Source organism: Paenibacillus sp. FSL R5-192 (assembly GCF_000517845.1).
GTDB classification, from domain to species: domain Bacteria; phylum Bacillota; class Bacilli; order Paenibacillales; family Paenibacillaceae; genus Paenibacillus; species Paenibacillus amylolyticus.
This window is the reverse complement of record NZ_ASPR01000046.1, coordinates 92,345-117,963: the sequence shown is the minus strand read 5'-3', so window position 1 is coordinate 117,963 and position 25,619 is coordinate 92,345. Positions and strand designations below refer to the sequence as shown.

The 25,619-nt window shown below is 44.4% G+C and carries 26 protein-coding genes; 25 read left to right on the top strand and 1 reads right to left on the bottom strand.

Annotated features, from left to right (window positions below; translation table 11 throughout):
• Nucleotides 1-42: 42 nt before the first annotated feature.
• The 21 genes from C161_RS31685 to C161_RS22150 all read left to right on the top strand — a co-directional run bounded on the left by C161_RS31685 (nucleotide 43) and on the right by C161_RS22150 (nucleotide 21,200).
• Nucleotides 43-840, top strand: coding sequence for a helix-turn-helix domain-containing protein (locus C161_RS31685; protein WP_051449880.1), 798 nt, complete (start codon nucleotides 43-45; stop codon nucleotides 838-840).
• On the top strand, nucleotides 824-1,081 hold the full coding sequence (locus C161_RS22245; RefSeq protein WP_036672830.1) for an acyl carrier protein: 258 nt from the start codon (nucleotides 824-826) through the stop codon (nucleotides 1,079-1,081). The genes C161_RS31685 and C161_RS22245 overlap by 17 nt, the downstream gene beginning before the upstream one ends.
• Nucleotides 1,082-1,237: 156 nt before the next feature.
• Nucleotides 1,238-2,728 (top strand): class I adenylate-forming enzyme family protein, encoded by a 1,491-nt coding sequence (locus C161_RS22240; RefSeq protein WP_036672829.1) that lies wholly within the window; start codon nucleotides 1,238-1,240, stop codon nucleotides 2,726-2,728.
• Nucleotides 2,729-2,733: 5 nt separating this feature from the next.
• On the top strand, nucleotides 2,734-3,993 hold the full coding sequence (locus C161_RS22235; protein ID WP_051449879.1) for a hypothetical protein: 1,260 nt from the start codon (nucleotides 2,734-2,736) through the stop codon (nucleotides 3,991-3,993).
• A complete protein-coding gene (locus C161_RS22230; RefSeq protein WP_036672827.1) occupies nucleotides 3,983-4,225 on the top strand; it encodes a phosphopantetheine-binding protein in 243 nt (80 codons plus the stop codon). The genes C161_RS22235 and C161_RS22230 overlap by 11 nt, the downstream gene beginning before the upstream one ends.
• 29 nt (nucleotides 4,226-4,254) lie before the next feature.
• A complete protein-coding gene (locus C161_RS22225; RefSeq protein ID WP_051449878.1) occupies nucleotides 4,255-5,016 on the top strand; it encodes a P-loop NTPase in 762 nt (253 codons plus the stop codon).
• A gap of 32 nt (nucleotides 5,017-5,048) precedes the next feature.
• Nucleotides 5,049-6,128: a phosphotransferase gene (locus tag C161_RS22220; protein WP_036672826.1), complete on the top strand. Its 1,080-nt coding sequence runs from the start codon at nucleotides 5,049-5,051 to the stop codon at nucleotides 6,126-6,128.
• A gap of 25 nt (nucleotides 6,129-6,153) precedes the next feature.
• Nucleotides 6,154-7,110, top strand: coding sequence for an aldo/keto reductase (locus tag C161_RS22215; RefSeq protein ID WP_036672825.1), 957 nt, complete (start codon nucleotides 6,154-6,156; stop codon nucleotides 7,108-7,110).
• Between the two features lie 30 nt (nucleotides 7,111-7,140).
• On the top strand, nucleotides 7,141-7,986 hold the full coding sequence (locus C161_RS22210) for a phytanoyl-CoA dioxygenase family protein (RefSeq protein ID WP_036672823.1): 846 nt from the start codon (nucleotides 7,141-7,143) through the stop codon (nucleotides 7,984-7,986).
• 43 nt (nucleotides 7,987-8,029) lie between these two features.
• The gene (locus C161_RS22205; protein ID WP_051449877.1) at nucleotides 8,030-9,163 is read left to right on the top strand and encodes an amino acid--tRNA ligase-related protein; all 1,134 of its coding nucleotides are present in this window, start codon (nucleotides 8,030-8,032) and stop codon (nucleotides 9,161-9,163) included.
• A gap of 15 nt (nucleotides 9,164-9,178) precedes the next feature.
• Nucleotides 9,179-10,396: a phenylacetate--CoA ligase family protein gene (locus tag C161_RS22200; protein ID WP_036672822.1), complete on the top strand. Its 1,218-nt coding sequence runs from the start codon at nucleotides 9,179-9,181 to the stop codon at nucleotides 10,394-10,396.
• Nucleotides 10,397-10,440: 44 nt separating this feature from the next.
• Nucleotides 10,441-10,689, top strand: a complete 249-nt coding sequence (locus C161_RS22195) for a phosphopantetheine-binding protein (RefSeq protein ID WP_036672821.1) — start codon at nucleotides 10,441-10,443, stop codon at nucleotides 10,687-10,689.
• Nucleotides 10,690-10,702: 13 nt separating this feature from the next.
• Entirely contained in the window at nucleotides 10,703-11,434 is a 732-nt protein-coding gene (locus C161_RS22190; protein WP_051449876.1) for an SDR family oxidoreductase, read from the top strand.
• 28 nt (nucleotides 11,435-11,462) lie between these two features.
• Nucleotides 11,463-12,929: a class I adenylate-forming enzyme family protein gene (locus C161_RS22185; protein ID WP_036672819.1), complete on the top strand. Its 1,467-nt coding sequence runs from the start codon at nucleotides 11,463-11,465 to the stop codon at nucleotides 12,927-12,929.
• Nucleotides 12,930-12,981: 52 nt separating this feature from the next.
• Nucleotides 12,982-13,845, top strand: coding sequence for a hypothetical protein (locus tag C161_RS22180; protein ID WP_235193892.1), 864 nt, complete (start codon nucleotides 12,982-12,984; stop codon nucleotides 13,843-13,845).
• On the top strand, nucleotides 13,835-14,347 hold the full coding sequence (locus C161_RS22175) for an NUDIX hydrolase (RefSeq protein WP_051449875.1): 513 nt from the start codon (nucleotides 13,835-13,837) through the stop codon (nucleotides 14,345-14,347). Before C161_RS22180 ends, C161_RS22175 begins: the two co-directional genes overlap by 11 nt.
• Nucleotides 14,344-15,177, top strand: a complete 834-nt coding sequence (locus tag C161_RS22170; RefSeq protein WP_036672816.1) for a class I SAM-dependent methyltransferase — start codon at nucleotides 14,344-14,346, stop codon at nucleotides 15,175-15,177. The genes C161_RS22175 and C161_RS22170 overlap by 4 nt, the downstream gene beginning before the upstream one ends.
• A gap of 130 nt (nucleotides 15,178-15,307) precedes the next feature.
• A complete protein-coding gene (locus C161_RS22165) occupies nucleotides 15,308-16,360 on the top strand; it encodes a nucleotidyltransferase domain-containing protein (RefSeq protein WP_235193891.1) in 1,053 nt (350 codons plus the stop codon).
• A gap of 45 nt (nucleotides 16,361-16,405) precedes the next feature.
• Entirely contained in the window at nucleotides 16,406-17,599 is a 1,194-nt protein-coding gene (locus tag C161_RS22160; RefSeq protein WP_036672811.1) for an acyl-CoA dehydrogenase family protein, read from the top strand.
• Nucleotides 17,600-17,718: 119 nt separating this feature from the next.
• Complete coding sequence (locus tag C161_RS22155) at nucleotides 17,719-19,407, top strand: ABC transporter ATP-binding protein (protein ID WP_162163207.1); 1,689 nt, start codon at nucleotides 17,719-17,721, stop codon at nucleotides 19,405-19,407.
• 8 nt (nucleotides 19,408-19,415) lie between these two features.
• A complete protein-coding gene (locus C161_RS22150; protein ID WP_235193901.1) occupies nucleotides 19,416-21,200 on the top strand; it encodes an ABC transporter ATP-binding protein in 1,785 nt (594 codons plus the stop codon).
• On the opposite strand, the gene C161_RS22145 is transcribed toward C161_RS22150, so the two are convergent.
• Nucleotides 21,186-22,247: a hypothetical protein gene (locus tag C161_RS22145; RefSeq protein WP_036672807.1), complete on the bottom strand. Its 1,062-nt coding sequence runs from the start codon at nucleotides 22,245-22,247 to the stop codon at nucleotides 21,186-21,188. The genes C161_RS22150 and C161_RS22145 overlap by 15 nt on opposite strands.
• Nucleotides 22,248-22,479: 232 nt before the next feature.
• On the opposite strand from C161_RS22145, the gene C161_RS22140 reads away from it, so the two are divergent.
• From C161_RS22140 to licT, 4 genes are all read left to right on the top strand, one after another.
• The gene (locus tag C161_RS22140) at nucleotides 22,480-22,818 is read left to right on the top strand and encodes a hypothetical protein (RefSeq protein ID WP_036672806.1); all 339 of its coding nucleotides are present in this window, start codon (nucleotides 22,480-22,482) and stop codon (nucleotides 22,816-22,818) included.
• Between the two features lie 365 nt (nucleotides 22,819-23,183).
• The gene (locus tag C161_RS22135; protein ID WP_036672804.1) at nucleotides 23,184-23,960 is read left to right on the top strand and encodes a hypothetical protein; all 777 of its coding nucleotides are present in this window, start codon (nucleotides 23,184-23,186) and stop codon (nucleotides 23,958-23,960) included.
• Nucleotides 23,961-24,145: 185 nt separating this feature from the next.
• The gene (locus tag C161_RS22130; RefSeq protein ID WP_036613484.1) at nucleotides 24,146-24,451 is read left to right on the top strand and encodes a hypothetical protein; all 306 of its coding nucleotides are present in this window, start codon (nucleotides 24,146-24,148) and stop codon (nucleotides 24,449-24,451) included.
• A gap of 224 nt (nucleotides 24,452-24,675) precedes the next feature.
• On the top strand, nucleotides 24,676-25,515 hold the full coding sequence (licT, locus tag C161_RS22125) for a BglG family transcription antiterminator LicT (RefSeq protein ID WP_036613486.1): 840 nt from the start codon (nucleotides 24,676-24,678) through the stop codon (nucleotides 25,513-25,515).
• Nucleotides 25,516-25,619: the final 104 nt, after the last annotated feature.

The following is a 25,619-nucleotide window of genomic DNA, read 5'->3' as shown; positions in this document are numbered from 1 at the left end:
TAATAGAACATTCCAATTTCTTCAAATGGGAGGCAACTTTTGATGACATGGAATTTGTACAGTATGATGCCCAAAATGATAATGGCTCCCGGCTATTCTGAAACAGTATGTACGGAGCCAAATAGAATATTGGTAGCGTTTACCGAACAGTCTTTCGAAACGAGGTATCGTGACACCCTGTACTATATTTCTTCTAGGAACTTGTTCGTGGGCAACGATATTATCCTGTTAAATCGATTGTCAGTACCTGTCGTAATCAGCGTTCTGACCTTGGAAAGCTTGCCTAAACTGCGCTTTGGTTTTCCAATGGTATTGTCTAGACAAGACGACGGAGTCAAGTTGTTTGTAAAAAGCGTAGTAGAGATTTTCGGACAGAGTACTTACAAACCCGAGTACAGCAAACAACTATCCCTTGAATTCACGGAATTTTTCAATATGTACCGGATGATGAACCAGAGCACCGATAATTTAAAAGGTAAAATTGACAACCGATTAATTATTATTCATCGCATGATACGAAGTCAATATTCGGAGCCGCTTACTCTTGAAGACATGGCAGCACGAATTAGCTGTAATCCGGTCTATTTAAGTAACACATACAAGAAAGTGTTCGGGTGTTCACCCATTAAATCCCTTCAGAAAATTAGGGTACAAAAAGGACGCGAACTGCTGGAGCATACCGATCTGACGATCAATGAAATTACAAAGTCTGTCGGTTATATCTCTAGTTCACAGTTCTCGGGTTACTATAAAAAATACTACGGGCGCTCTCCAAGTGAATATCGTAAACATCTGTGCAATAAGAGAGAGGAGGAAATCAGTGATGGAACAAGTATCTAACTCGGTGATTGAAGCAAAAATCATTCAGATTATTCACAATATACTTGGATATCACCTTGACATTCCTCTGGATGAGCGATTAGAGAATCTCGGGTTTAACTCAATAAAGTATATTTCTCTAATTGTTGCACTAGAAGAGGAGTTTGAGATTATTTTCCACGACGAGGACCTGTTGTATGAATGTTTTGCTACAGTGGAACAGATAGAGTGGAGAATATCGGGTATGGTATCTTCTTCATAAAAATAACAGAAAAAAACATGAACAGCGACTTATGTCCAAGGCTGTATAATTAACTTTTATTCACCAAACAACATATTAACGACATAATATAGCGAATAATTGTATCACAGAGATTGTGCAAATAAACACTGCAAATTCATGGAATGAGGGTCTGAATTGAAACGATTATGTGAGTTGTTAGATCATTCAGAACAACGATATCCGCATAAAGTAGCTTTGATCACAGACGAAGGCCATTTTACTTATAGTCAACTAACTCAGGAGAGGGATCGTATATCATCTTATCTGCAATCCTGCGGCGTAAATACAGGCGAGCGAATCATACTGCTTTTACCTCATGGCAAATTTCTCGTCTCATCCATTTTTGCTGCCTCAAGGCTTGGAGCAACCTATATCCTCCTGCATGAGAGTACAACGAGATATCAGTTGGACTACATTGTTAAAGATTCGCAAGCTTCCTATCTGCTAACGACCGATGCTTTTGTTGAAAAGTTGACGATGTCTTTGTATATAGGGATCAAGGTCATATCGGATAATGACGTGACCGCACATGCAATGGATCAAAGCAGGTTAGATGACCCGGAGAACGAAGATAGTTCTAGTAATGAAGTTGCCTGCCTGTTGTATACATCGGGAAGTACAGGCCGGCCCAAGGCTGTGGTATCACACCACTCCAGCATGCTTTTTGTACTGGAGAGCATTCAGTCTTGCCTGAATATAGAAACAGATGACGTAATCGGCAATTTTCTTCCGTTGTCTTTTGATTACGGGATGTATCAGGTTTTTCTAGCTTTTAATCAAAATGCAACGATAGCCTTGGGTAAGCGATCTGATGTGGGTCCAGCGCTCATTCATAAAATTAGGGAATGGGGTATTACCGGGTTACCGATTGTACCTAGCATGGGAGAAGCACTGATCAAACTTATGCGCAGACAGATGACACAAATACCGGAGATTCGTTTCATTACTAATACAGGAGCTGCACTTCCCCAAGCTTATGTAAACGAATTAGATACATTTTTCCCGAATGCCCGGCTGCATCTGATGTACGGACTGACGGAGTGTAAACGGGTCTCCATCCTCCAGCCGGAATTTCTCGCTGATAAACCGGGTTCTGTCGGAACATCTCTTCCGGGTACAAGTTGCACCGTGATCGATGAGAGAGGCTTGCAACTGCCACCATATAAGGTCGGCGAATTGGTTGTGCAAGGTCCTCATGTCATGATGGGCTACTGGAATGATCCACAGCGAACACAGCACGTTTTTCGAAATATGGCTTCTCCTGAGCGGAGCTTGTATACCGGGGATTACTTCTGGATGGACGATGAAGGTTTCTTGTATTTCTACGCTCGTAAGGATGATATGTACAAGCAAAACGGCTTTCGTATAAGTCCTACGGAGATCGAACTGGCAGCAGTCGACATCGTTGGCGTCGAACAAGCCGCGCTGGTACTGACCGGAGACGCCGCTGTGCCTATTCTGGCAGTGAGTTCTACATCGACTGCGGAAAGCATCCTCGACGAATTACGAATGCGGCTGGAAGATTACAAGATGCCAACACAAATCTATGTCACAGACCAGTTACCTTTAACTTCGAACGGTAAAATTGATAAAAACAAGCTGAAAAGAGACCTGGAAAAGGAGTGAAGCGTTTGGACTATGGAGAGTTGCGATCGAAATACGGCAGTCCGCTATATATATACGACTTGAACATTCTTCGCCAATCCTGCCACAGGTTGAAAGATGCGTTACCCGAGCCTTCGATGTTGTATTACTCTCTGAAGGCCAATCCTCACCCTGTAATCGTTAAGCAGTTGTTAGATTTGGGGTGCAGGGCTGAAGTTTCATCGCTGGGCGAGCTGAATTCCGTGTTGGAAGCCGGAGGATTTCCCCGAGATGTATTGTACACCGGTCCTGGGAAGAGCGAATCGGAGTTGAAGGTGGCTGTTGCACAGGGAGTACAATGGTTCTCGGTAGAATCGATGAAGGAGCTGGAAAGATTAAGGTCTGTAGTGTCTTCTGGTACACCTCCGATTCAAGCCATTATGCGAATCAATCCCGATCAGGGCCTGGCTGATGCCGGACTGGCCATGACTGGCACACCCTCTCAGTTTGGAACGGATGAGCAGAAGCTTTTGCGAGAACTGAAGGAAATGCAGGAATGCGACGAAGTTCGTATTGCCGGTTTTCATATTTTTAATGGCACCAATACTGCGAATGCAGAGAGGCTTGCTGAATCTTTTCTCTCTTCCATCCAGGTAATCGCGAGAATATCCAAGGAGACCGGAATACCGCTCCAATTCGTTGATTTAGGAGGTGGATTTGGACATCCCTATGCGGTGTCAGGCAACCCCCCTGATTTCAGTGAAATCAAGGTCCAACTGGAGACTGCTCTCGATGAGCATATGCCGGGATGGAGAACCGGAGAGCCTGTTATAGCATATGAGTCTGGACGATATCTTTCGGCCGCATGCGGTGTTCTGGTTAGCTCGGTTGTGGATATCAAGGAAAGTAAGGGCAGCCGTTTTATCATTCTGGACAGCGGAATTCACCATCTGGGCGGGATGGCGGGGCTTGGACGCATTCCACGTGTCCAGTATGACATCATGCCCGTCACAGAGAAGACCGACCCTCATCCGGAGTCGGCTCACATTGTAGGACCGCTGTGCACCCCCCTTGATTTTTTCAACAAAAAAGCAATTATGCCTTCCTTACAATTGGAAGAGCAGGTCTACATTCCGAATGTTGGGGCTTATGGGATCACGGCCAGTTTATTGGGATTTCTGAGCAGGGAAATTCCCGTTGAAATGGTGGTGGATGAGGGTAACGTGAAGCATGTATCACAGCTTACGCTGACACGAAGAACGCATTTGAATGAAATGTATGAAGGGAGGACTATTCATGAGCATTGAACAAATTGAACATGAAGTCGCTGCGCTGGTAAAGCAGAAAATTCATCGTGATCTGGAAATGACGGACGATCTGAAAAGTGCGGGTCTCGATTCCATGAAAGCAATCGATTTGCTGCTGGAACTGGAAGAGAAGTTTGAAATGACCATTCCCGATGAGTACATGATTAATGATACGTTCGCTTCCATGAGCAACATTGTGAACATGATCCATACTTTGAAACAAAATGCTTAGCTTTTCTATTAGGGGCGAGGGAGGATGCCATGGACGTACTTTTCATCTATAGCGGAAAGGGCGGAGTCGGAAAATCCACTTTCGCCGTAAATTTGGCATATTCATTACCAGGGTTAAGAGTAGGACTGTTTGATGCAGATTTTGAAGGGCCAAGTATACCTACCATGGTATCCGGAGTTGAAGACGAGCCTATGGTAGCGGAAGGACTTGGAATCCACCCGGGAACCTACGCAGGCATCCGCATCTCTTCCCCTGGACTGATTGAAAACAACGACCTCAGCAGATCTCTTTCAGGCAAATATTTGGAAGGTGCGCTGGAGCAGTTATTGATAAAAGCCCGTTGGGATGTGGATGTATTAATCGTCGATATGCCTCCAGGAACTTCTGAGATTCACCATCAGCTGCTTCGTCTGTTGAAAGGTCGATGTCTTCTGATTACAACGCCTCAGACGGTAAGCTTCGCAGATACTCAGAAAGGGATTGACTTGTTACGACGGATGGAGGTTCCGCTACTTGGTATCGTCGAAAATATGTCTCAGTTCCAATGTGAATGCTGCGGGCATTCCACTGTGATATTTTCGGGAGATACCCAAGCTATGCTAGCTGCTCCGAATGGTCTGCATGTGCTTGACACATTTCCTATAATACCTGAAATTAGCGCGAAGGGGAATGCAGGCATTCCATTTGTACTTGCGAATCCAGAACATCCTGTTAGTGCGCGAATGGCTGGACTTGGACGTCAATTAGTTGTTTTACTCACACAAAAGTTCAACACATGGAGTGTTCATTAGGGGTCCTACTTTGGTCAAAGGGGAGAATGCCGTTGCTAAAACCGTTAGAACTGTGCAGAGGACTTATCCCGGAGGATATGCTATCGCAAGCGTTAGAACAGTACGGCATCATAGAATACACAACGTACCCTTATCTCAATATGAATGGTACTGTCGTTCCGGTAAACCGGGTTTCGGAGACGTCCAGAAAAGCCCTTGTTCAAGATCGGGAGGGGAACCTCTACTTTTTGAAAGAAATTCCTTGGTATATCCGGTCCATTGAGCACGCCGTGAGCGTAATTCAGCTCCAGCATGAGCTGGCTCTGCAAGCGGTTTGGGTCCCTGCCGTTCAGTTAACTACATCAAGGGAGCTGATTGTACATGCAGGCAATCAAAGTACATTGTACCTTCAATCGTACATACCAAACGGTTACCTGTACAATGCACAGCCTCAGCAGATACGCGCTGCCGGGGCGGTATTGGGAGAGTTTCGTACAAAGGTAGCGTCCGCATATCCACTTCAGACCCTGAAGTTGCCGGAGCAATCTCCCTATGCTTCCACAAAGGATGTACTTGTACTTTTGCTTAAAAAGTACATGCAGAAACGCAATGAAATGAGCAAAGAGGACCAGAAAAATTTGCAGTATTTTGTCCAGGTTTGCAAGGAAATGGTGGATGAGTGGTCTGTTCAGCACGCTGACAGGACAGAAGCGGTGACATCGATTGCGCACGGAGACTTGAATCCGATGAATTTCATTTTCTCACGCGACGGTTCGGTATCGGCGCTGATTGATTTTGACAATGCATGCCTCACCGATTCTCTTGTGGATCTGGCTGAAGGGCTGCTTACGTTTTCCGGCATAACCTACCGAAACGGCAGCTCGCGTTTTAAAGCAGTACATGCATTAGAACCTCAGACGTTCCATCAATTTCTTGAAGGCTATCAAAAACATCATTCCCTGCTGACCGAAGAAATCATGGTACTACCTCTGTTAATGGGCATAGCTTGCATCAGGCTGGCAAGTCTCGGTCTCATTCGAGGGGATTGGCCTGTTACCTTGACGAGTATGCACATCGACAACATTCGGAATGTCATGAAGGCCTCACAAGCGTATTTGAGTGAAAATTACTGAACGAACAAGAGGAAGGAGGTTTGACATGGAGAAGAGAACGCTGGGGAAGACGGATATGCATGTATGCGTCATGGGGTTTGGCAGCTCCCAGATCGGTTATGAACAAACCAGTCAGGAAACGGTGAACCAACTGTTGAATATTGCACTAGATCATGGACTTAACGCCATCGATACAGCAGAGTGTTACCCGAACAGCGAGGAACTGATTGGTCAGGCCGTTTCGGGAAGGCGTGCGGAATTCTATCTATTCACCAAATGTGGCCATTCGGACGAGGACAAGTTTCACGACTGGGACCCTGATTGGCTGGAGCTGAGTGTAGACCGGAGCCTAAGGAGACTGGGCACAGATTATATCGATGTTTTGCAGCTGCATGGCTGCTCTGAAGAGATTTTACAACGTGGTGAAGTCATTCAGACGCTGAAAAAGATTCAGGCCGCTGGAAAAGCGAGATATTTGGGTTACAGCGGGGACGGGGAACAAGCGAAGTATGCGATCAAGATGCACTGTTTTGATACGCTGCAGGTGACCGTTAATATTGCCGATCAAACCGCCTTAGAGGAAGTCATTCCCTTAGCTCAGCAGCATCAACTTGGCGTCATTGTGAAGCGTCCGATTGCCAATGCCGCCTGGATTAATCCAGGGGAGCATAAGAAACGTTATGAGCGCCAGCTCGCTATGTGGAAAAGAATGGGCAAGACGCCAGAATCTATGGTCAAGCCAGCAAAAGTAACCTATGAGGAGCGCTTGCTTAAGCTGGGATATTCCTTTCAAGATGATCCTTTGCTTACGACAGAACTGGCACTGAGGTTTGCCCTGTCAATTCCCGGTGTACACACAGCCATGGTAGGCACGACGAAGCCAGAGCGTTGGCTGAATAATTATGCGTTGGCAAGCAAAGGGAATCTTGCTCCCGATCAATATAAGGCCATCCAAGAGCGCTGGAAGGAACGGATGGACAAGGAGTGGTTCGCGGTTCCTTAACAACAAGAGCAAGAAAGGAGTTGCTTGGCAATGAGTCTGAAATCATGTTTTCTAAGTGATGGTTATGCTGTCGTTACAGGAATCTTTCTATCGGATGAGGTGAATCAGCTAAGGATTGCGATGGAAAGATTGATCACCAAGGTGAAGCAGGAACCATACAGGTATGCGACTCGTTACACCCTGAAACAAGAGCCGGATTACGACACTTGGGGTGTAAATAATATTTTCAAATTGGACTTGTACGAGCCCGCCTTCGGAGCCGTTTTTGGGAATGAACGTCTGATGGATGTCCTTCAAGAGATATTGGGCGAAGAATTGCGATTCTGGGGAGCCCATGCGCTGTGGTCACCGGAGAAGGTTAATTATCGATTGCGTTGGCACCGCGATTACGGGGATAACGAGTTATATCATCCAGAAGGCATTCCCAATCATGTGCAGTTCAATATCCCCTTGTACCCAGACTCTTGTTTTATCGCGATTCCCGGTTCGCACCGGCGTACACTTTCCGATCAGGAGAGATTGGAGGTGAAGAATAACGAAGCTAACCCATTACCTGACGAGGTTCAAATCACATGTCAACCCGGAGCCGTTCTATTTATGAATGCGCATACACTTCATCGCGGGGCATGTACGTCTCAAGACTACAGGAGAACGCTGCATTACAGCGTGCAAGGTAAAGAGGAAGCGTATGGAGGACATACTTCCTATCCCGAAATGAAGGAAATGGGATATCTGGATCAGATGCACCCCACGGTTCAGCAACTGATGATTAATTCAGTCCAATGGGATGAAGCTCATCCCCTATCTTCAGTGGAATTGTTACGCAAGGTAAGAAGCAAGAACGAAAGGCAAAATTATATCGCCGGCCAGATTTGATTGTTTAACCCAAATTAATAACCATATGAGGAGAGATGAGCTTATGTTAGGACCTTATTATACTAAGAAAGACAAGAAGTTGGGATATCGTGGGAATAACATATATGACGCACTGGATAATGTACTTGCAGGGCAGTATACACTGGCAGAAGCAGAGAATCGGGTCACGAGCTTCAGTGAACAGAAGTATTGGGGTGCTATCGCCAGAATTAATCATCAAATTAATATGTCAAGCAATCTGTTTTTTGGAGAAATGAATGCGCTGTTTACACTGCTGCCTTTGACTACACGAATGATTTCCTCCCCAGGTGCCGTATATGGTCGCGAGGCGATCAGTTATACAACCGATGTATGCCCTATTTCTTTGGAGTGGTTTGACCTGCCGAACAAGGCATTTTTATCAGAGTCCTCACAGATTTATCTGGAATTGTCGGTACTCCAGCACCAAGTAGATCACGTATATTCAGTGTATAATTCATTCCGCAAGGAAAATGTGGATGCATCCCATCTGTCCGAGTTTCACCATATCGAATACGAAGGCGCAGTAGATCAAGCAGCTAACAAGGAGATAATCCGTCAATTGTTGTTTAGAGTCATTCAGGATTTGCTTAAACATAATGAAGCGGATCTGAGTGTTTTCCTTTCCCAGGATCGGCTGAATCAACTTGACGAAGTCAGTCGCAGTCAAAAAATAACTGAATTAACCTTTGAAGAAGCTCTAGCTGCGCTTTATGAAGATACAAAAGATGAAATCTACAACAAATTCACACTTGAACACTTCGGTTCATGGGAAGAAGTCCGACTCACCGAGATTTATGGCGGATTCTTGGCAATCAGTGAGTTTCCTTTGCTTGAAGTACCGTTCTACCACGCCGAAATGAAGGGGCGGGACAGACGTGTTGCAAACAATACGGATTATATCTGGCCGGGATATCGGGAAACGATAGGTAGCGGTCAGCGTGTGGGTACCCTTGACCAATTGAAAGAAAAAGCAGAAGTGTTTAACTTGCCTGAGGAAGATTACGCATGTTACCTCCAGTCCAGAACGCTCGAAAACTACAGGGAAACATCAGGCTTTGGCGTCGGCTGGGAGCGATTGATTCATGGTTTGCTGGAGATGCCATATATATGGAGTGCCGTTCAGTTTCCGAGAACCAATGTTACCTTGAAACCGTAAGGTGGGAAATCATTTATGATAACCAAGTGGGATCATTTTCAGGACAAGCTTCTAGGGTTGATCGAACATGCTACAGCACATTCTTCATTCTACAAACAAAGGTTACAAGGCGTTACCGATGCCGGCTGGAGCCAGTCCAGGTTTCAGCAGATACCTATATTGGAGAAATCTGAACTGACCGGCAGAGAAGAATCGCTGCTTACAGACACCTCAGCCAAACTCTACACCGAATATACCAGTGGTTCCACGGGACAACCGCTCAAATGTTATAAATCAGTTGAAGAAAAATGGAAAAAAGCGCGCATCTTATGGGGTCTTCGAAACACCAATGGAGGCATTGGACCTAAAGATCCTTATGCCATGTTCTATGCCTTCAACGAAGATGATCTCTCAACCGATCCCGTCTCCATTTACCATGAGGTCATGTATCTGTCCATGCTTGATCTGTCCGCGGAACGACTGGACAACTATTATGAAGCTTTGCTAAAGTATCGTCCGCAGTGGATGCTGTCCGTATCTACCGCACTCTATCTATTCGCGAATCATCTGTTGGAGCGAAAGCTGGATCGGAGTAAACTCCCGTTTAAATATATCGAAATTAACGGAGAGATGTTATTTGACTATCAGCGTAAGACTATTGAAGAGGCCTTCGGTCCCATTGTTTACAACCATTATGGTTCCCGCGAATTTTGGTGTATTGGCATGAGCTGCAGCAGCGGCAATCTGCACTTGTCCAGCGATCAATTGTATGTGGAAATTGCGAATTCGGACAAAGACGGCTATGGACATGTGGTGATTACCGACTTGACCAATCGAATCTGGCCTTTGATCCGTTATGACACGGGGGATATTGGCAGACTGTCTGAACAGAAATGTGACTGCGGATCGCCATTTCCCGTCCTCGAAGTGACCGGTGGGCGGGCCACCCAATATATTCGATTAGGTGGTTGGATCGCCAATCCGATTCTGTTTCATTATGTGGTAACTAAGGTCAATCGGAATTTCCCGGATGCCGTTCGACAATTCCGTGTAATGCAAGTGCAGGAAAGGCAATTTATGTTTTACCTTGTACCTGGTAAGGGGTTTCAGGAAGCAGCCGAGTTCCTTTTGCAGCAAGAACTTCAGGACAAATTGCCTGACGATGTTGACCTGAGGATTGTTCATCAGGACAGACTGAGTATGGAGGGACCCAAGTTCGATTATTTTATTCCTTATCGCCAGGCGAATACATGATGTCAGCAATATCGCCAAATCATTCTATATCTGAGGGTGAGTATATGTCGCATTATGAAACGGTGTGCAGGCTAGTGAAAGAAGAGCTTGAGGATCGAATTGAGGAAAACTATGTTTTTTCGGGGAAAGAGAATCTGGTTTCTGATCTGCAGTTGGACTCCATTATGATTCTTCAGTTGATCATCAAGATTGAGGATGAGTTTCAAATTACGATTGAGGATGATGAACTTACACCGCAACTATTTGAGAATGTTGAAGTGTTGACGGCCTTCGTTGATACCAAGACAGCGTAAAGGATGAATATTCGTGCACATTTCTCTTCAAGGACTTCGATTGCTTCTGGTTGGGGGTTCGGGAACGCTTGGAGGGTGTCTTCTTGAAAAAATGCTGCAAGAAGGGGCGATTGTCGCTGCCACCTATAACCAAACCCCTATTCATATTACCGAAAATCATATGGGTATACAGGATCGTCTGCATGTCGGTCATCTGGATGTCACGAATACAGAACTTCTGGATGAATCCTTACAAGTACTGATGGATGGGCTGGAATGGGTGGATGGGCTAGTATTTAATGCCGGAATTATCAATGATGCGTCTTTTGACGAGATGAGTTATGCCCAATGGCGTGAGGTTATGCAGGTTAACCTGGACGGCGCATTTCTCGTCTCTCAGAAGGTCAGCCAGCTGATGAAGGCTCGAGGCAGGGGCAAGATCATTCACGTGTCCTCGTACCGCGGTATTGTAGGAAGCTCACAGCAAAGCAACTATGCAGCTTCCAAGGCGGGACTTAATGCTTTGACCAAATCAATGGCACGTGAGTTGGGTTCATTCGGCATTGCGGTTAATGCAATCTGTCCGGGATTTATGCGAACCAATCTGAACCGACATCATGCCGGAAAATATCAAAAGGCACTCGAAGAGAGTCTTTTGTCCCGCATTTCCACACCGGAGGAGACAGCGAATTTTATTCTCTACCTGTTGTCCGAACACGTTGCCAACGTCAGCGGGCAAATCTTTCAAATGGACAGTAGAGGTTAGACAAAATGTACGCGAAGGAGGCGAATTGATGAAGGATATGGAACCCCGGTGTATCGGTGAAATACTGTTACATCAGGCAGAGCGGAGTCCGGATCGGATTGCCGTAACATTCGGCGAGGAGAAGTGGACGTATAAGCAGCTTTTGTCCACAACCGCAGCCTTGCAGTTAAAGATTGAGGAACGTGTTAGGGAAGGCGAAGCGGTGGTGATCTGCTTGCCCAACTCTCCTGCCTACATCCATGCTTACTTCGCTGTTACCTTACTGGGAGCGGTAATCATGCCGCTCTATTCCGGCAGTTCTGAGGCAGAAATCAGGCTGGCGTGCCGCACGGTAGACGCTGCTCTCTGTATCACTACTCACGAGATGAAATGCAAGTTAAGTAATCAGAACCTGTCAGTCCTGAGCCAGGAAGATTGGCAGGCACCGGATGAGGAGACGAAGCCCATATACAAGCCTCGTCTTGCAGAGGAGGTTGCCTTAATGCTGCAAACGTCGGGAACCACCGGGAATCCCAAAATTGTGCAGCACACTCACCATAACCTAATTACCAATGTGAAGGCTCATTGCGAATCTCTGTCACTGACGGAGAAAGATACCGTGTTAATTACGCTGCCTATGCCTTTCGGCTATTGCAATACCTCCCAATTCTTGAGCCACCTGTACCTGGGTGGAGAATTGGTCATTATGACGGGTCTGTTTCTACCCACTTCATTCATGAAAACGATGCAAGAGCAAGACATTACCGTAGTTACTGCAGTACCAACAATGCTGCAAGCGTTGAGCCTGCTGAAATCCGATTATAAAGCGCTGCCCCATCTGCGTTATATCTGCTTTGGGGGAGGACAAGTTACGCCTAACATACTGGAATCTGTTCGCAAGAAACTGCCTTCCCATGTGAAAATGGTGCAAACGTACGGCCAAACGGAGGCTGGTCCGCGGATTACAACCAGGATCATTTCGGAAGTATACGAACCATCTAATGTAGGACAAGCCATACGCGGGGTTGAAATCTCCATAAGAGATGAAGAAGGGAATCGCTTAGGTGTTCATGAACCGGGTGATATATGGGTTCACAGTCCCAGCATCATGAAAGGATATTACCTCAATACAGCAGAGACGGATAAAGTTCTGCAAAATGGATGGCTTCGTACAGGAGATCGCGGTTACTTGGACGAACAAAATAATCTGTGGATACTGGGAAGAACCAAACTGTTGATCAAAACAGGAGGAAAACAAGTGCATCCTGAGGAAATTGAGCGACTGATCATGGAGAACTTTCCGCTGGAGCAAGCCATTGTCAAAGGAGAAGCCGACCCCTGGCTCGGCGAAGCACTGGTGGCTTACATCATTCCTCACAAGTCGAATACACTTGTTGAAGCTACGGACATTTTGCGTTTTTGCCGTTCCAAGTTATCCGCTTACAAGGTGCCTAAAAGGGTGGAAATTGTGCAAACCCTTCCGAGAACCGCTACCGGAAAGATCCGAAGAGATTAAGGAAGGAGGAACTCTTCTGTATATTTATCGTTACGGTCCCTTTCATGTACAGGTGGATTTTGCATCTCGTCTTCATGCGCTTGAGGAACGGACCAGACAATGGTACTCACACGTCTTGATAGATGATCAGCCAGAAAAGATTGATCATCACTGCAGGATTGAAGCTTGGGACACAAGTCCTTGGATTAACAACCCGGAACTAGACCAAGTAATCTGGGTCGAAGACCGGGTGAGTATTCGTTCCAGCCTTCAGTTCAATTATAACATCGACTGGGATTCCGGTTGGAACAGCAGACTGCATTTTGTTCAGCGGACGGGGTATGACGAATATGAAGATCGGTCATGGGAATTTTCTCAACGGATTTCTCTTTTTCCCAAATTGATGGACATGAACGCATTTCTCTTGCATTCGGTATGCGTTGTAGGTCAAGACGGAAAAGCGATTATTTTTCTAGGAGCAAGCGGAGCCGGTAAATCGACGATTGCCCAGAAAGCAATGGATTCAGGGTACTCCGTCATTACCGATGACACTGCGTTGCTAATGTTTGTCGAGGATGAACTGAGGGTACATGCCACCCCGTATATCTCCCGATCCGGTCTTATTGGACAGCATGGATTCTGGACGGTCGGCGCGTTTGTTCTGCTGGGGAAGGATGCTGTTAATACTGTTATGCCGGCCAGCAGACAACCGTTTGTGCAATCCCTGCAGGAACGAATTTTTGAGACACAGTATCTCACTCATATCTTCTCATTCTCCAGCGGCGGCCTAGGCGGCGATATCGCTAAACAATTGCTGGGGTACACACGTAAAATTACGAGGCAGTACAAGGCTTATCATCTCCAATTCAATCTGCAGTTGAAGCTGGATGACGTGATGGACGAATTCCTGCCTGGGGAGGGGCAACATGTACGTTAACGTACGCGCTATGATCGAAAGAGTGGTGAAAGGTGAGCTTCAACTGTATTTACAGATTCGGGACAAGCCCAATCAACCCAAAGCATGGGAATTGCCCGGAGGGCAACTCGAAGAGTACGAGTCCATGATCGATGGACTGAAACGGGAGGTCAGGGAAGAAACAGGCCTTGAACTGACTCGCATTGCAGGTAAGGATACGTATTTACAGGTAAGAACAAACACAGGTTTACTGGAGGGCATTCAACCTTTTGCTGTCTACCAGACACTGGAGGGACCCATCGATTCGATGGGCGTATATTTTCGCTGCGAAGCTGAAGGCATAGCCTTGCAGTCCGGCGATCAGGCTCGTGACGGACGTTGGGTACCTGTCAAAGAATTAAAGCAAATGGCAGAGCAGGATTTGGAAGCCTTCAGCTGGATTGATTCTGTGGGTATCCAGTTGTATCTGCAATCGGAAGATGATAAACCATTTCAACAATTGGAGAAGGGGGATTTAAGATGAGCAAAACAACACACGACACCATTGCGTATTTCAAAAATAAAGCGGACAAGTACGACTTGGTAGAGGAACAGGCATATTGGCAGCTCTCCGACCAGCTGTTATGGAAAGTTTTCAAAAAAGAGGTCTTGGATCGATTACCCGCCGGGTTCACGTTTTTTGATGCGGGTGGAGGGACTGGCCGCTGGTCGCTTAAAGTCCTTCAAGAATATCCGGAGAGCACCGGATATACGTATGATCTGTCGGAAGACATGCTGAGACAAGCGATGGCCAAACGCGAAGCGAATGATCTTCAGGACAGATGGACGATCCGGCAAGGTGACCTTCATGTTATTGAAGGCGTACAGCCGGCATCCGTGGATGTCTGCTTTAACTTTCATAACGTATTGGGATTTGTGGAAGAGCCGCTTAAAATGCTGCATGAAGTCGTCAAGTTGCTTAAGCCCAAGGGGTACTTGGTATCGTTTACACCGAATCTGTACCATGCCCTGTACTTTAATATTTCCCTGGGCAGAATTGAAGAGGCACGGAAGTTAACGGGCGGCAAAGGGCGCTTCACGCTCGAAATGCCCGATATTTATATGTTTACTCCCAAGCAGCTTCAAGAATATTACCTTGAATGCGGGCTGAAGGTATTAAATCTTAAAGGCTTCCCTGCCTTCATTTATCCCGGATTTCTGGAGACACAGATTGAGGGTAACACCCAAACCCTGAGCGAGATTTTGTCTGATCCGGCTGTGTTCGAGAGCATTTTGGAGATTGAATCCCAGTATCTTGACGTAGAAGAACTTGTATCGCGTGGAAACAATATTTTTATTGTCGGGCAGAAGTAATTCTCTTCCAAGGCGAAAGGAGCTATTTGCCATGTTATCAGATTCTACCCTAACCGATGAAGAAAGATTGGTTTTATTGTGTTCAAAACCTACTCTTCGGAATGCGGAGGTTGAAGATTTTCGTCAATTAATGGCCTCTCACATGGACTGGAGCCGAGTTTTCGGCATGCTGCATACCCATGGTGTGATGGGAACCGCATGGCAGAATATCGAGCGTTACTTTTTGGTGAAAGGCACGGAGAAGGCAGTCTACGGCAAATTCGTTAGTTCAGTCAAGCAAATGTATCATATGCAAAAAATGCGAGGCGAACAACAGTGCAGATTTACCCTTGATATTTGCCATGAACTGGACAAACGAGGTATTCAATACAGTTTGCTTAAAGGCATCGTACTTTCCCAAGTCGCCTATGGGGATCTGGGAAGCCGGGATTTCAAAGATAATGATATGCTTATACATTCAAGTCAGATCGATGAAGCGATAGCGGTTATGAAGGAAATGGGATACGTGCAGGGGATGATCAACTATAAAACGAATTCGGTTACCCCGTTGCCTCGCAGGGAAATTATGATCCGATCGATGGTATCCCATGAAGTCATTCCTTTGATCAAATATATAGAAAATAGTCCGTTTCTTGAATATCATGCTTTGGATTTGCAATTTTCACTTGATCTCATGACTAGCCGCCGAACGGATACGGCAGTGCAGCAGATGTTGGAGAGAAGCCAGCTTATTGATGTTGCAGGACATCCTGTTCGCACCTTGGAATGGGAAGATCTGCTGTTATTTATGCTTATCCATCTTACCCGTGAAGCAACAAGTGAATTGGATGTTATGGCGTACAAGGATATCCTGCTCTATAAATTCATGGACATTCACCGATTCCTGGACAGCCCTCAAGTGAATGTGGATTGGGATAAGGTTCTGCACCGGGCTCAGGATTTGAATTTCCAAAAGGAAGTATTCTATGCCCTGCATTATACGCAGACCCTGTATGGCGAGGCCGGACCGGAAAGATTCCTGGACAAGCTGAATATGGAAGAACGGGAATTCCTCCATCAGGTGTATCGGTACAACAGTGAAGATATTGCTATCCGTTGGCAGAATTCCTTTGAGGAACGATTATTTGATACGAATCGACCGTTCAAACTTCAGAAGAGCAATCCAATCGTTCCAGGGAAATGATGAAGCATTTCTGACCAAATCCATTTAAGTGAAAGGGATTTTGATATGCGATATTCGTATGAAGTATCCGAAGTCACGGACACATTGTCCGAGGTAAGAATGGCGGCAAAGCGCTTTGCTGAAAGAGCCGGTGAACATGACCGGGATGGGTCCTTCCCAAAAGAAAATATAGCTGACTTGAAGTCTGCAAGCTTGATGTCAGCATCAATCCCTAGCATGTCAGGCGGTGAACGGCCTTCACTCCGTTCCTTATCCTATATGGCAGAACTTTTGGCAAGCGGGTGCTTATCTACGGGAATGATATGGGCCATGCACATACAGCAGGTGGAGGTATTGATCCGTCAAGAACAGAATGATTTTTCGGATCATCTTCTGTCCAGGCTGCAGAAGGAACAGCCCTTAATCGCCTCAGTCACAACTGAAAAGGGAAAAGGGGGGCACTTGCTCTCGTCCCAAAGTCCGATGGTTACCAATGGAAGCTCGCTCTATATTGACCGAGATGCTCCAGTCGTAACCGGCGGTGAGCACGCCGACTGGTTTCTAATCACAATGAAACCTTCTGATGAAAGTCCCGACAGTGATGTCCAACTGGTTTTTGCCGAACGACATCAACTGGAACTCGAAAGTATCTCCGATTGGCATGTCATGGGGATGAGAGGGACCGGCAGTGTGGGGATACACATTCGTGGCTCAATTGGAAAAGAACAGATGATCGGTGCAGCAATAGACTTCAAACCGTTAGCTGTACGGACGATGATTCCCATGGGACATATTTTATGGTCTGCCTGTTGGCTTGGAGCCGCTAAGGGAGTATACGAGGGGTTAATACAACTCATCCGTAATCCGCAAAATCGTGCCCGCTTCAATTTGCAGTCCGAGTTGCTCTATGCAAGGCTTGCCAGGGTTCGACTGCAGTTGGACACAGTCAACATATATCTGAGCGAGATGATCAAACAGTACGAAGATCATTCCAACCAGGGGAATTTGAAGCTTCTTGAAGCACCACGGTTCAATATTCACATCAATAATCTTAAAATTTTGGCATCAGAGACTCTTTTTCAGGCAACGGATCAAATGATAGACATTGCAGGACTATCCTACGGTTATACCGCTAATGATCGGCTTCCCCTAGAAAGGGCTTTTCGGGATTTGCGTTCTGCAAGTCTGATGTATCACAATGATCGGCTGTTACTGGCAAATGGAAAGCTGAATTTAATAGATTACAGGTTGCTGCCTTGAAAGGGCGCAAAGTTTGAGGGTGACATATGAAGGATAATGTCTCAGCAGCAATACAATCTAAACGATCGGTACCTCCCCAAGACTCACTATTTCAAACTTATCGATGGGTCCTGTCTTATGTGCAAAAATACTATGGCATGTTTTGGCTGCTGGTGTGTTGCGGTATTGGAGTCACGTTCATTCAGGTTTCCATTCCCAAGGGCGTTCAGTATTTTATCGATATCATCGTTCCATCCGCTGATGTGATCCGATTCCGGTGGCTCATTATTCTGTTGGTTGCCGGCATGTTTCTGATGTTTGGTCTGATGGCATGGCAAAATCTATTGCAGAGGTCCATTCAGGAGAAGGCGGCACGAGATTTACAATACGATATTTTTAGTCATATGAGGAAGCTGGGGTATTCTTATTTCCAACAACGCCCTGTTGGTGAAAGCTTGTCGTTCATGAATACGGAAGTGAGTATTCTGCAGGACTTCTATCGGTTTCTTCTTCCGCATACGATCCAAAACATTGTAGTCTCTATTGTATCCGTCACAGTGATGTGTGCTATTAGCATTCCTTTAACAATGATCATGGTGCCGTGCCTGCTTCTCTATTATCTGGTTGGACCATCCATCGAAAGAAAGGCTACCATCTTGGCCAAGCAGAATACTGAACAGCGCATAGCCTATAATCAAAAGGTATACGAGAGCGTGTCAGCTCTGACCGAAATGCGTGCCCACGGAGCCGAGGACTGGGATTGGAAACGGTTCAAGGGACACTTGCAGCCTTTTCTGGATGGACGGGTTCGCATGTTATGGATGGCGTTTTGGAGGGGCACGATACGCCGATTATCCTATTACGTCGGTGGAGTGGCAGTCATTCTGTACGGCATTCACTTGGTCAAGGAACAGGCGTTGAGTGTAGGAGAGATGTCTGCGTATTTGCTTTACTATTTTCAGGTCATGCAAACGGTAACCCTGGTTATTACGGTCATTACAGAACAAAAAGTTCTGATGCATCAAGCCGCCAAAATCCATCGCTTCATGCAAATAGAACCCCAAGTTGTCGAAGTGGCCACACCTGTCTACTTAAAGGAAATCAGCGGAGAGATTCGGTTCGAAAACGTCACATATCGTTACAACAATGGTCCGGAAGTGCTCTCGGATTTTAATTTGATAATTAAGGCTGGTCAACGAGTGGCCATCGTAGGTCCAAGTGGACACGGAAAATCTACCCTGCTTCAGCTTTTGGTTCGTTTTTATGATCCTCAGCAGGGCGAAATTCAATTGGACAGTGTACCTATACGAAAACTTTCATTTGCACAATTGCGGGAAAGTATAGGATATGTGTCCCAGGAAACGTATCTTTTTGGCGATACCATTCGCAATAACATTCTTTTTGGTCATCCGGACGCGACAGAGGAAGACATGATCCAGGCGGCCAAGGCCGCATATGCACATGATTTCATCTCAGCTCAGCCGGATGGATATGACACGCTGCTCGGGGAAAGAGGCGTTAACTTGTCCGGAGGTCAGAAGCAGCGTATATCCATTGCACGTATGTTTATCAAGAAACCTTCCATTCTATTGCTTGATGAGGCAACGTCCGCACTTGATACAGCGAGTGAACAAGAAGTGCAGCAAGCACTGGAACGTCTCCTGCTAGGCAGGACAACCATTGCCGTTGCTCATCGGTTATCTACCATTAAGGATTATGATGTGATTGTTGTGCTTGAACATGGACAAATCCGGGAAATGGGAAGCCATGAGGAATTGATGAGAAGACAGGGAGCTTATTATCAGCTGAATTCGGGAGAGGAGGGGTGAGCTTGTCGATGAAAAAGCATATTCATTTTCTGAAAAAATATATCATGTCGCGTCCCTCATTGCTGCTCATCTCCGTCATTCTGATGACCCTGGAGTCTTTGTCCTTCCTGAGCATCATTGGCCTCCAGCAGCGTCTCATTGACAATATTTTATTACAAGGCCAATATGAACTTGTGCCAGAGATAGTCTGTCTTTTTGTGCTGGCTTTCCTTCTTTATGCCGTGCTGTTCACTTATGCTCCGCACATGATGCATCGAAATCAGTCCGTTATTCAATCCCGTATGGCCGATGACTTTATGTCCTATGTATACAGAATCTCGATACGTCAATTGCAAAAAGAACGCATAGCTACATATGTACATTACATTACCCAGGATCTGGACAAGGTTGCCGATATGATCGGAAATCAGATTCCTCGCGGTATTCAGCAGCTATTTGTTGTTCTGTTTGTCGCCGTTATGATTGGGATGGTCAGTCCAGTCATGCTGATTGCCTGCTTTATACTGGGTACGGCATACGTGATTCTCGGCAGAGTCTTCGCAGTTAAACTGAAGAAGGCAGCCAGCCATGTTCAGAAGGCGAAATCCGGTGTGCTCGTTCATATTGAGCAAGGGATCTCGTCCACCCGAGAAGTGCTGGCTTATCACAGACTGGCCTGGGAGAAAGAGAGATATGACAAGCTGTACAATACGTATTACGAGAAAGTGATGCATGAAGGTAAACAAGTAAATCTCAAAATGATCACCAGCGAACCTCTGAATTGGGGGGTAAGAGTGCTCATTCTTGGATATGGAGGTTTGCTGGTCCTACAAGGCGAACTATCCATTGGCATGTTCGTTGTCCTGTTCCAGCTTGGGTTCCAGTTTATCCAATACTTACAGGATTTGTTCAATTCATTCATGGACTGGTCCGCAGGCGGTGCCAGCGTGGAAAGACTGCTTAATGTGATGGAAGGGGAGCAAATGGATGAAGGCAACACTCCTGTACCTTTGCCTTTGCAAAGTTTATCTTTTAACCATGTTGACTTCAGCTACGAGCCAGGGCGGAATGTTATATTGAATAATCTGACCTTCGACATTCCTATGGGAATTAAAATTGCCATTGTTGGTACCAGCGGTTCCGGAAAGTCAACCATTGCCCAACTCCTCATCCGTTATTTCGATCCGGATGCAGGTCGTATACTGGTGAATGGTAAGCCGCTCAACCAATTGTACCGTTCAGACTGGACAGAGCGTATAGGCATTGTATTTCAGGAACCTTATCTTTTTCCGGATACCATTCAAAACAATCTTTTAATGGGAACAGAAGATGAGCAGTCTGCGAATTTGATGAGATTAGCTTGCGAGGCAGCACAAATCGATGAATATATCGTGAGTCTGCCGGAGGGATATGATACTTTTATTGGTGATCGGGGGATCACCTTGTCTGGAGGTCAGCGCCAGCGTCTTGCCATCGCAAGAGCCTTGATTCAAAACAGAGACATCCTGATATTGGATGAAGCGACCTCTGCGCTGGACTTGACAACAGAAAGACGCCTGCAGCAAGCCATTGACCGTTACCGTGAAGGAAAAACAACCATCGTTATTGCTCATCGTCTATCAACCATTCAAAATGCGGATCTGATTTTTGTCATGCATAAAGGGGAGATGGTTGAATCAGGAACACATGATCAACTGTTGAATCGAGAGGGATTATACCGGGAAATGATCAGTCTTCAGGACTTGAATGGAGAAGGACAGCAAACGGACCTTCTCCAGAGTTTGAACCAAAGCGGGCCGTCAGCTTTGGCTTAATATCGGTTTGCCACTACGAACACCCCGACTGTTGAAATTATTTAATAACAGCTCAAGGGATTCTTTCTCCAGATGGTACAGAGCACCTAATCTGCCTATCAAGCTGATGATATTTTCCTCACGTTGGGTCATGCCGTATTTCAAAAACTGGTTGAGGATAATCGTTGTTTCTTGTTCAACTTGAATATAGTTATCTTTAAACTTTACGGGAAAAACATAGTGGCCTTCCTGTTCTATATATTTAATTTTGAGATTCATAAATTTTTTGTGTTCTTTCAGTGTATACAACAAACGTCTATCAATGGTTCGTTGCTTGGAAAGCATCATCTCAAAAAACATGATTAGTTTATTATAGATATCCAGACCGAAGGTGCGATCCGAATAAAGCGTTGGCGTATAAAAACTCTTGAAGTTTTCTGTTTCATTATGAGAGGTATAGTAGTTTTCCATACATTCGGCAAAGTAGGAGAGAGAAAACTCATAAATTTTGCCGTTGTGGTACTCCGGGTTAATCTTTAACAGATGTGTGAAGTTAAGATAATCATCATAGATATCACAATGCTCGAACGCCGTCTTCAGATCATCATAAGAGACGGTTGTTCGAGAATAACTCCGGTACTTGAAGAATCCAGCAAGCTGAAACTCCCGTACGGTGTCATCATATCCATAGATCATAACCGCATGTGCAAATCGATAATTGCGAAACGAAGGCGTATCAGGAATATAATATTCATCCACGTGTGTCCACACGTAATGCCCGGAGTCGATCTGATCCTTAATAAACGAGATGAAATCGGGAATAGACCCCAGGATAAGATCGCGGTGTAGTCGTTGTGAGTCTTTGAACCAGGGATTAAAGTGATGTTCCGGTGTTTGTACATAGAAGTCAAGAAAAATCTCGTCATTTTTCCAATCCGATAGGAATAGATTCGTATAATTCGAGTAAATCCAAGGCTGGCACTCCTTATGGTCAGAAATAATGGATAGATAAAAAGCATGTTGAGGATAGTTTGAAATGAGAGGATCACAAAGAGGCAATGTTTTCATTAGTGGTGCTCCCTTCACTAGAAAAATTTTTACTCATATACCTTAATTATGGGAGATTATTGCTTGGTTATTTGTATTTTAGTATATATTTGTTAAAAATTCAAATATTTAAATGACTAGAGGTGATTCAAGGTTGTTAATGTTCTCCAAGCTCAATCTTCAAGAAATAGTTATGTTAAGCGATCAGCCGTTTAGTAGACAAAGGATACGAAGTCCAATGCTGTGAGACTGTATGGACTCAGAAGAAAGCAAATCAGATCCTGCTGAAAAAAGATGCGACGAGTTAAACGCCTTACTCAAAGATGAAAAAATAGGACTGCTCTTAACGCTTTGTGGCAGAGAGAGTGTGTTAGAGATCATAGAACGAGTTGAGCATGACCAATTAACAGCTGTGGATGTGTACAGAGATCTTAATGAGAATATGAATATTCCCCCGCAAATGATTTTCATGAATGGTGCAGAGGCAGTATTAGAAATTATTAACGGTAAGGCGACTATCACACAGTTATCTAAGCCCAAAAGGACATTTGAAAAGCTTCGTAGAATATTTCGTAGAATATATTGGAAATGAAAATTAGTAATCTGGACTATTTCTGCCAGAGAGGGTTGCGGTGGAAAGGCACGCTCAATTCAATGCAAATGGTCGGGAGTGCTTACCCGTTCTCTTACAATAACATGTAATTTGCTTTAGTGGTGGAGGTGGTGAATTCCCCTTGTGTGAACTGTTATGTGAGAACGTTCATTTTACACGAGTCCTGCCATGGCCCCTTTTGTTAAATATGGTGTAGAATAGGATCTCTCATTAAAAATAGAGTTTCATAATTTATGGAATTCCTTACTTTCAGACTGAAAGAAATCGAGGTATTTACTTTAGGGTAGATAATCTCGGTTAAAATAATGCTGAAGGTTTAACAACAATGTCCAGGGAGAGACGTAATGATGGGGAAATTGAATTACCCATTCAAGATACTATTATCAACACATTTAATGTATATGGTAGGATTTCATCAATGTTTCGTCATAGAAAGTAAGTGGGATTCGATAGTAGATTTCATAGTGGATTCATTAAAATTAGGTAATAAAATGGTCTCATTTAATGAGATTTTTATTTACGGGTTCAATTCTGGAAGTAAGAAGTTCTTGATCGGCGACAATTTATCTGATGGGAAATATGTACAGACTGAATGTACATTGGAAGAAATTGTACAAGGATATAACGCAATCAAAGTAAATAATCATTTTTTTCTGAACATTCACTTACTAAGTAAGAAAGAGGAGGAGGAATATACTTTAAATCTTCCCCAAATTATAATGTCGATTGAAAATTATCTCAATTCAGTTATTGCACTGGATGTTTCTTTCAAAGAAAAAACTCTATTTGGTCAAAATGCAATATTATTTTCAGTAGATAAAATTATAAAGGATGAAAACAAACTAATAGACAAAAGAGCTTTTCTTTTATTCTTGGAGCACAAGAAACTAATGTTGAGCCGTATTAATTACTTAATCCATGAAAATGGACTGAAGTGTAAACATGTTTTAGAAAGCTATGAGAACATAGTAAGAAGATTTGAAATAATAAAAAATAGGACTCTAAAATATAACGTAACAAAAAACCAGAAATTATTGTTTAGAATCAGAGATCAGATATTAGATGGCTTGTATGAAGAAAAGTTTATTTTGGATGAAATGATGAAGCTAATATCCAAGTGAAAAATTCCGACTTTATTAGGTTAAATTAGAGCCACACATTTCTTGAGATTGACCCATCGGAAAGATTGGAGCGAAACAAGAGCCCGGATGAAGTGGCACAGTTAATCCAGGAACGCTTTAATTTGTAATCTGAGAAACGTCTAACTTAGCAGATAAGTTACTTTATATGAGAGGGGCACTACATCATGTACTTTGTTATATTTTTGCTCATAGGACTTGTTCTATGTTATCTGATCCCATTCGGTCCGATTTTGGCTGGGGGCATTGTTTTCGCACTTGTGATAGATCATTACCGTCAGACGATGCATATGCGTGAAGATATCCGGGATATTAAGAATCACCTGGGCCTAATGAACAAAGGCGAGGCGCAGGAGTACGAAATGGATAAAGAATACACTCAAGTCGATCGTTTGGATTCAGAAGAAATGGACATGATTAATCGAAAAATTGAAGCAGACCTGGAGAAAGACAACAAAAACAATAAACCGTGAATTCCTGTAAAATAATTCTTGATTTGCTCACTCCTGTGAGTATATTTACCTAGATCAGGAGTCATGCTAATTCGATATTAACTTTTTGTTGCACTGTGTAGAAATTTGTAATAATATGAGGGAAGCGCGTACAACATATCGGGTTGTAACTGTTGAATCAGGCAAAGCCGTATACCTTGAGAAAAGGGATTGGTTTGTCTTTTTCTGTATATTGGAGTGATAAAGTGAAAATCGAGAAGGTGCTGAACAATAATGCTGTAGTTGCAATGAATGACGAGCAGGAAGTTATTATCATTGGCCGGGGGATTGCTTATCAGAAGCGGGCGGGTGATATGGTTTCCGAGCAGCATATCGACAAGATATTTACTTTACAGAATGAAGATATTCAGGAAAACTTCAAGGCATTAATCTCAAGCATTCCTCTGGAATACATGAAAGTATCCGAGGAAATCATCGCTTACGCCAAATTAAAACTTGGCAAGAAATTAAATGAGAGCATTTACTTACATCTCACAGACCATATTCACTTTGCCATTGAGCGGTATCGCAAGAATCTGCCCATACGCAACGGTTTAATCTGGGAGACAAAGCAGTTATACAAAGAGGAATATGAAGTCGGAATGGAAGCGCTCAATATGATCTGTGATCAGTTTGGTGTGATCTTGCCCGAGGACGAAGCCGGTTTTATGGCACTTCACTTTGTCAATGCAGCTTTGAACGAGGAAATGCCCAACATCAAGAGTATGACGCAGGTCATGCAGGAAATCTTGACAATCATCAAGTATCATTTCAAGATTGATTTTGATGAGAACTCACTGACATTTTATCGCTTTGTGACGCATTTGAAGTTTTTCGCCCAACGTTTGGTGAAGGGAAAACATTACAAGAGCAACAACGATGATGAATTGTTCCTGATGATTCAGAAAAAGTATCCAGCAGCGCACAAGTGCTCGGAGAAAATCAAGAAATTCATTGAAAGCAACTACACGTATCAACTAACTGACGAAGAATTGATGTACTTAACGATTCATATTGAGAGAGTTGTGAATGCAACTTCTGAATAATCCCATAGATCAGCTTGCAGGGTTGCAACCACTAGGGCAAAACCTGAACGCTTGAATGACTGAACATACCGTTAACCGGGTGTTCCATACATTCAGATGTTCAG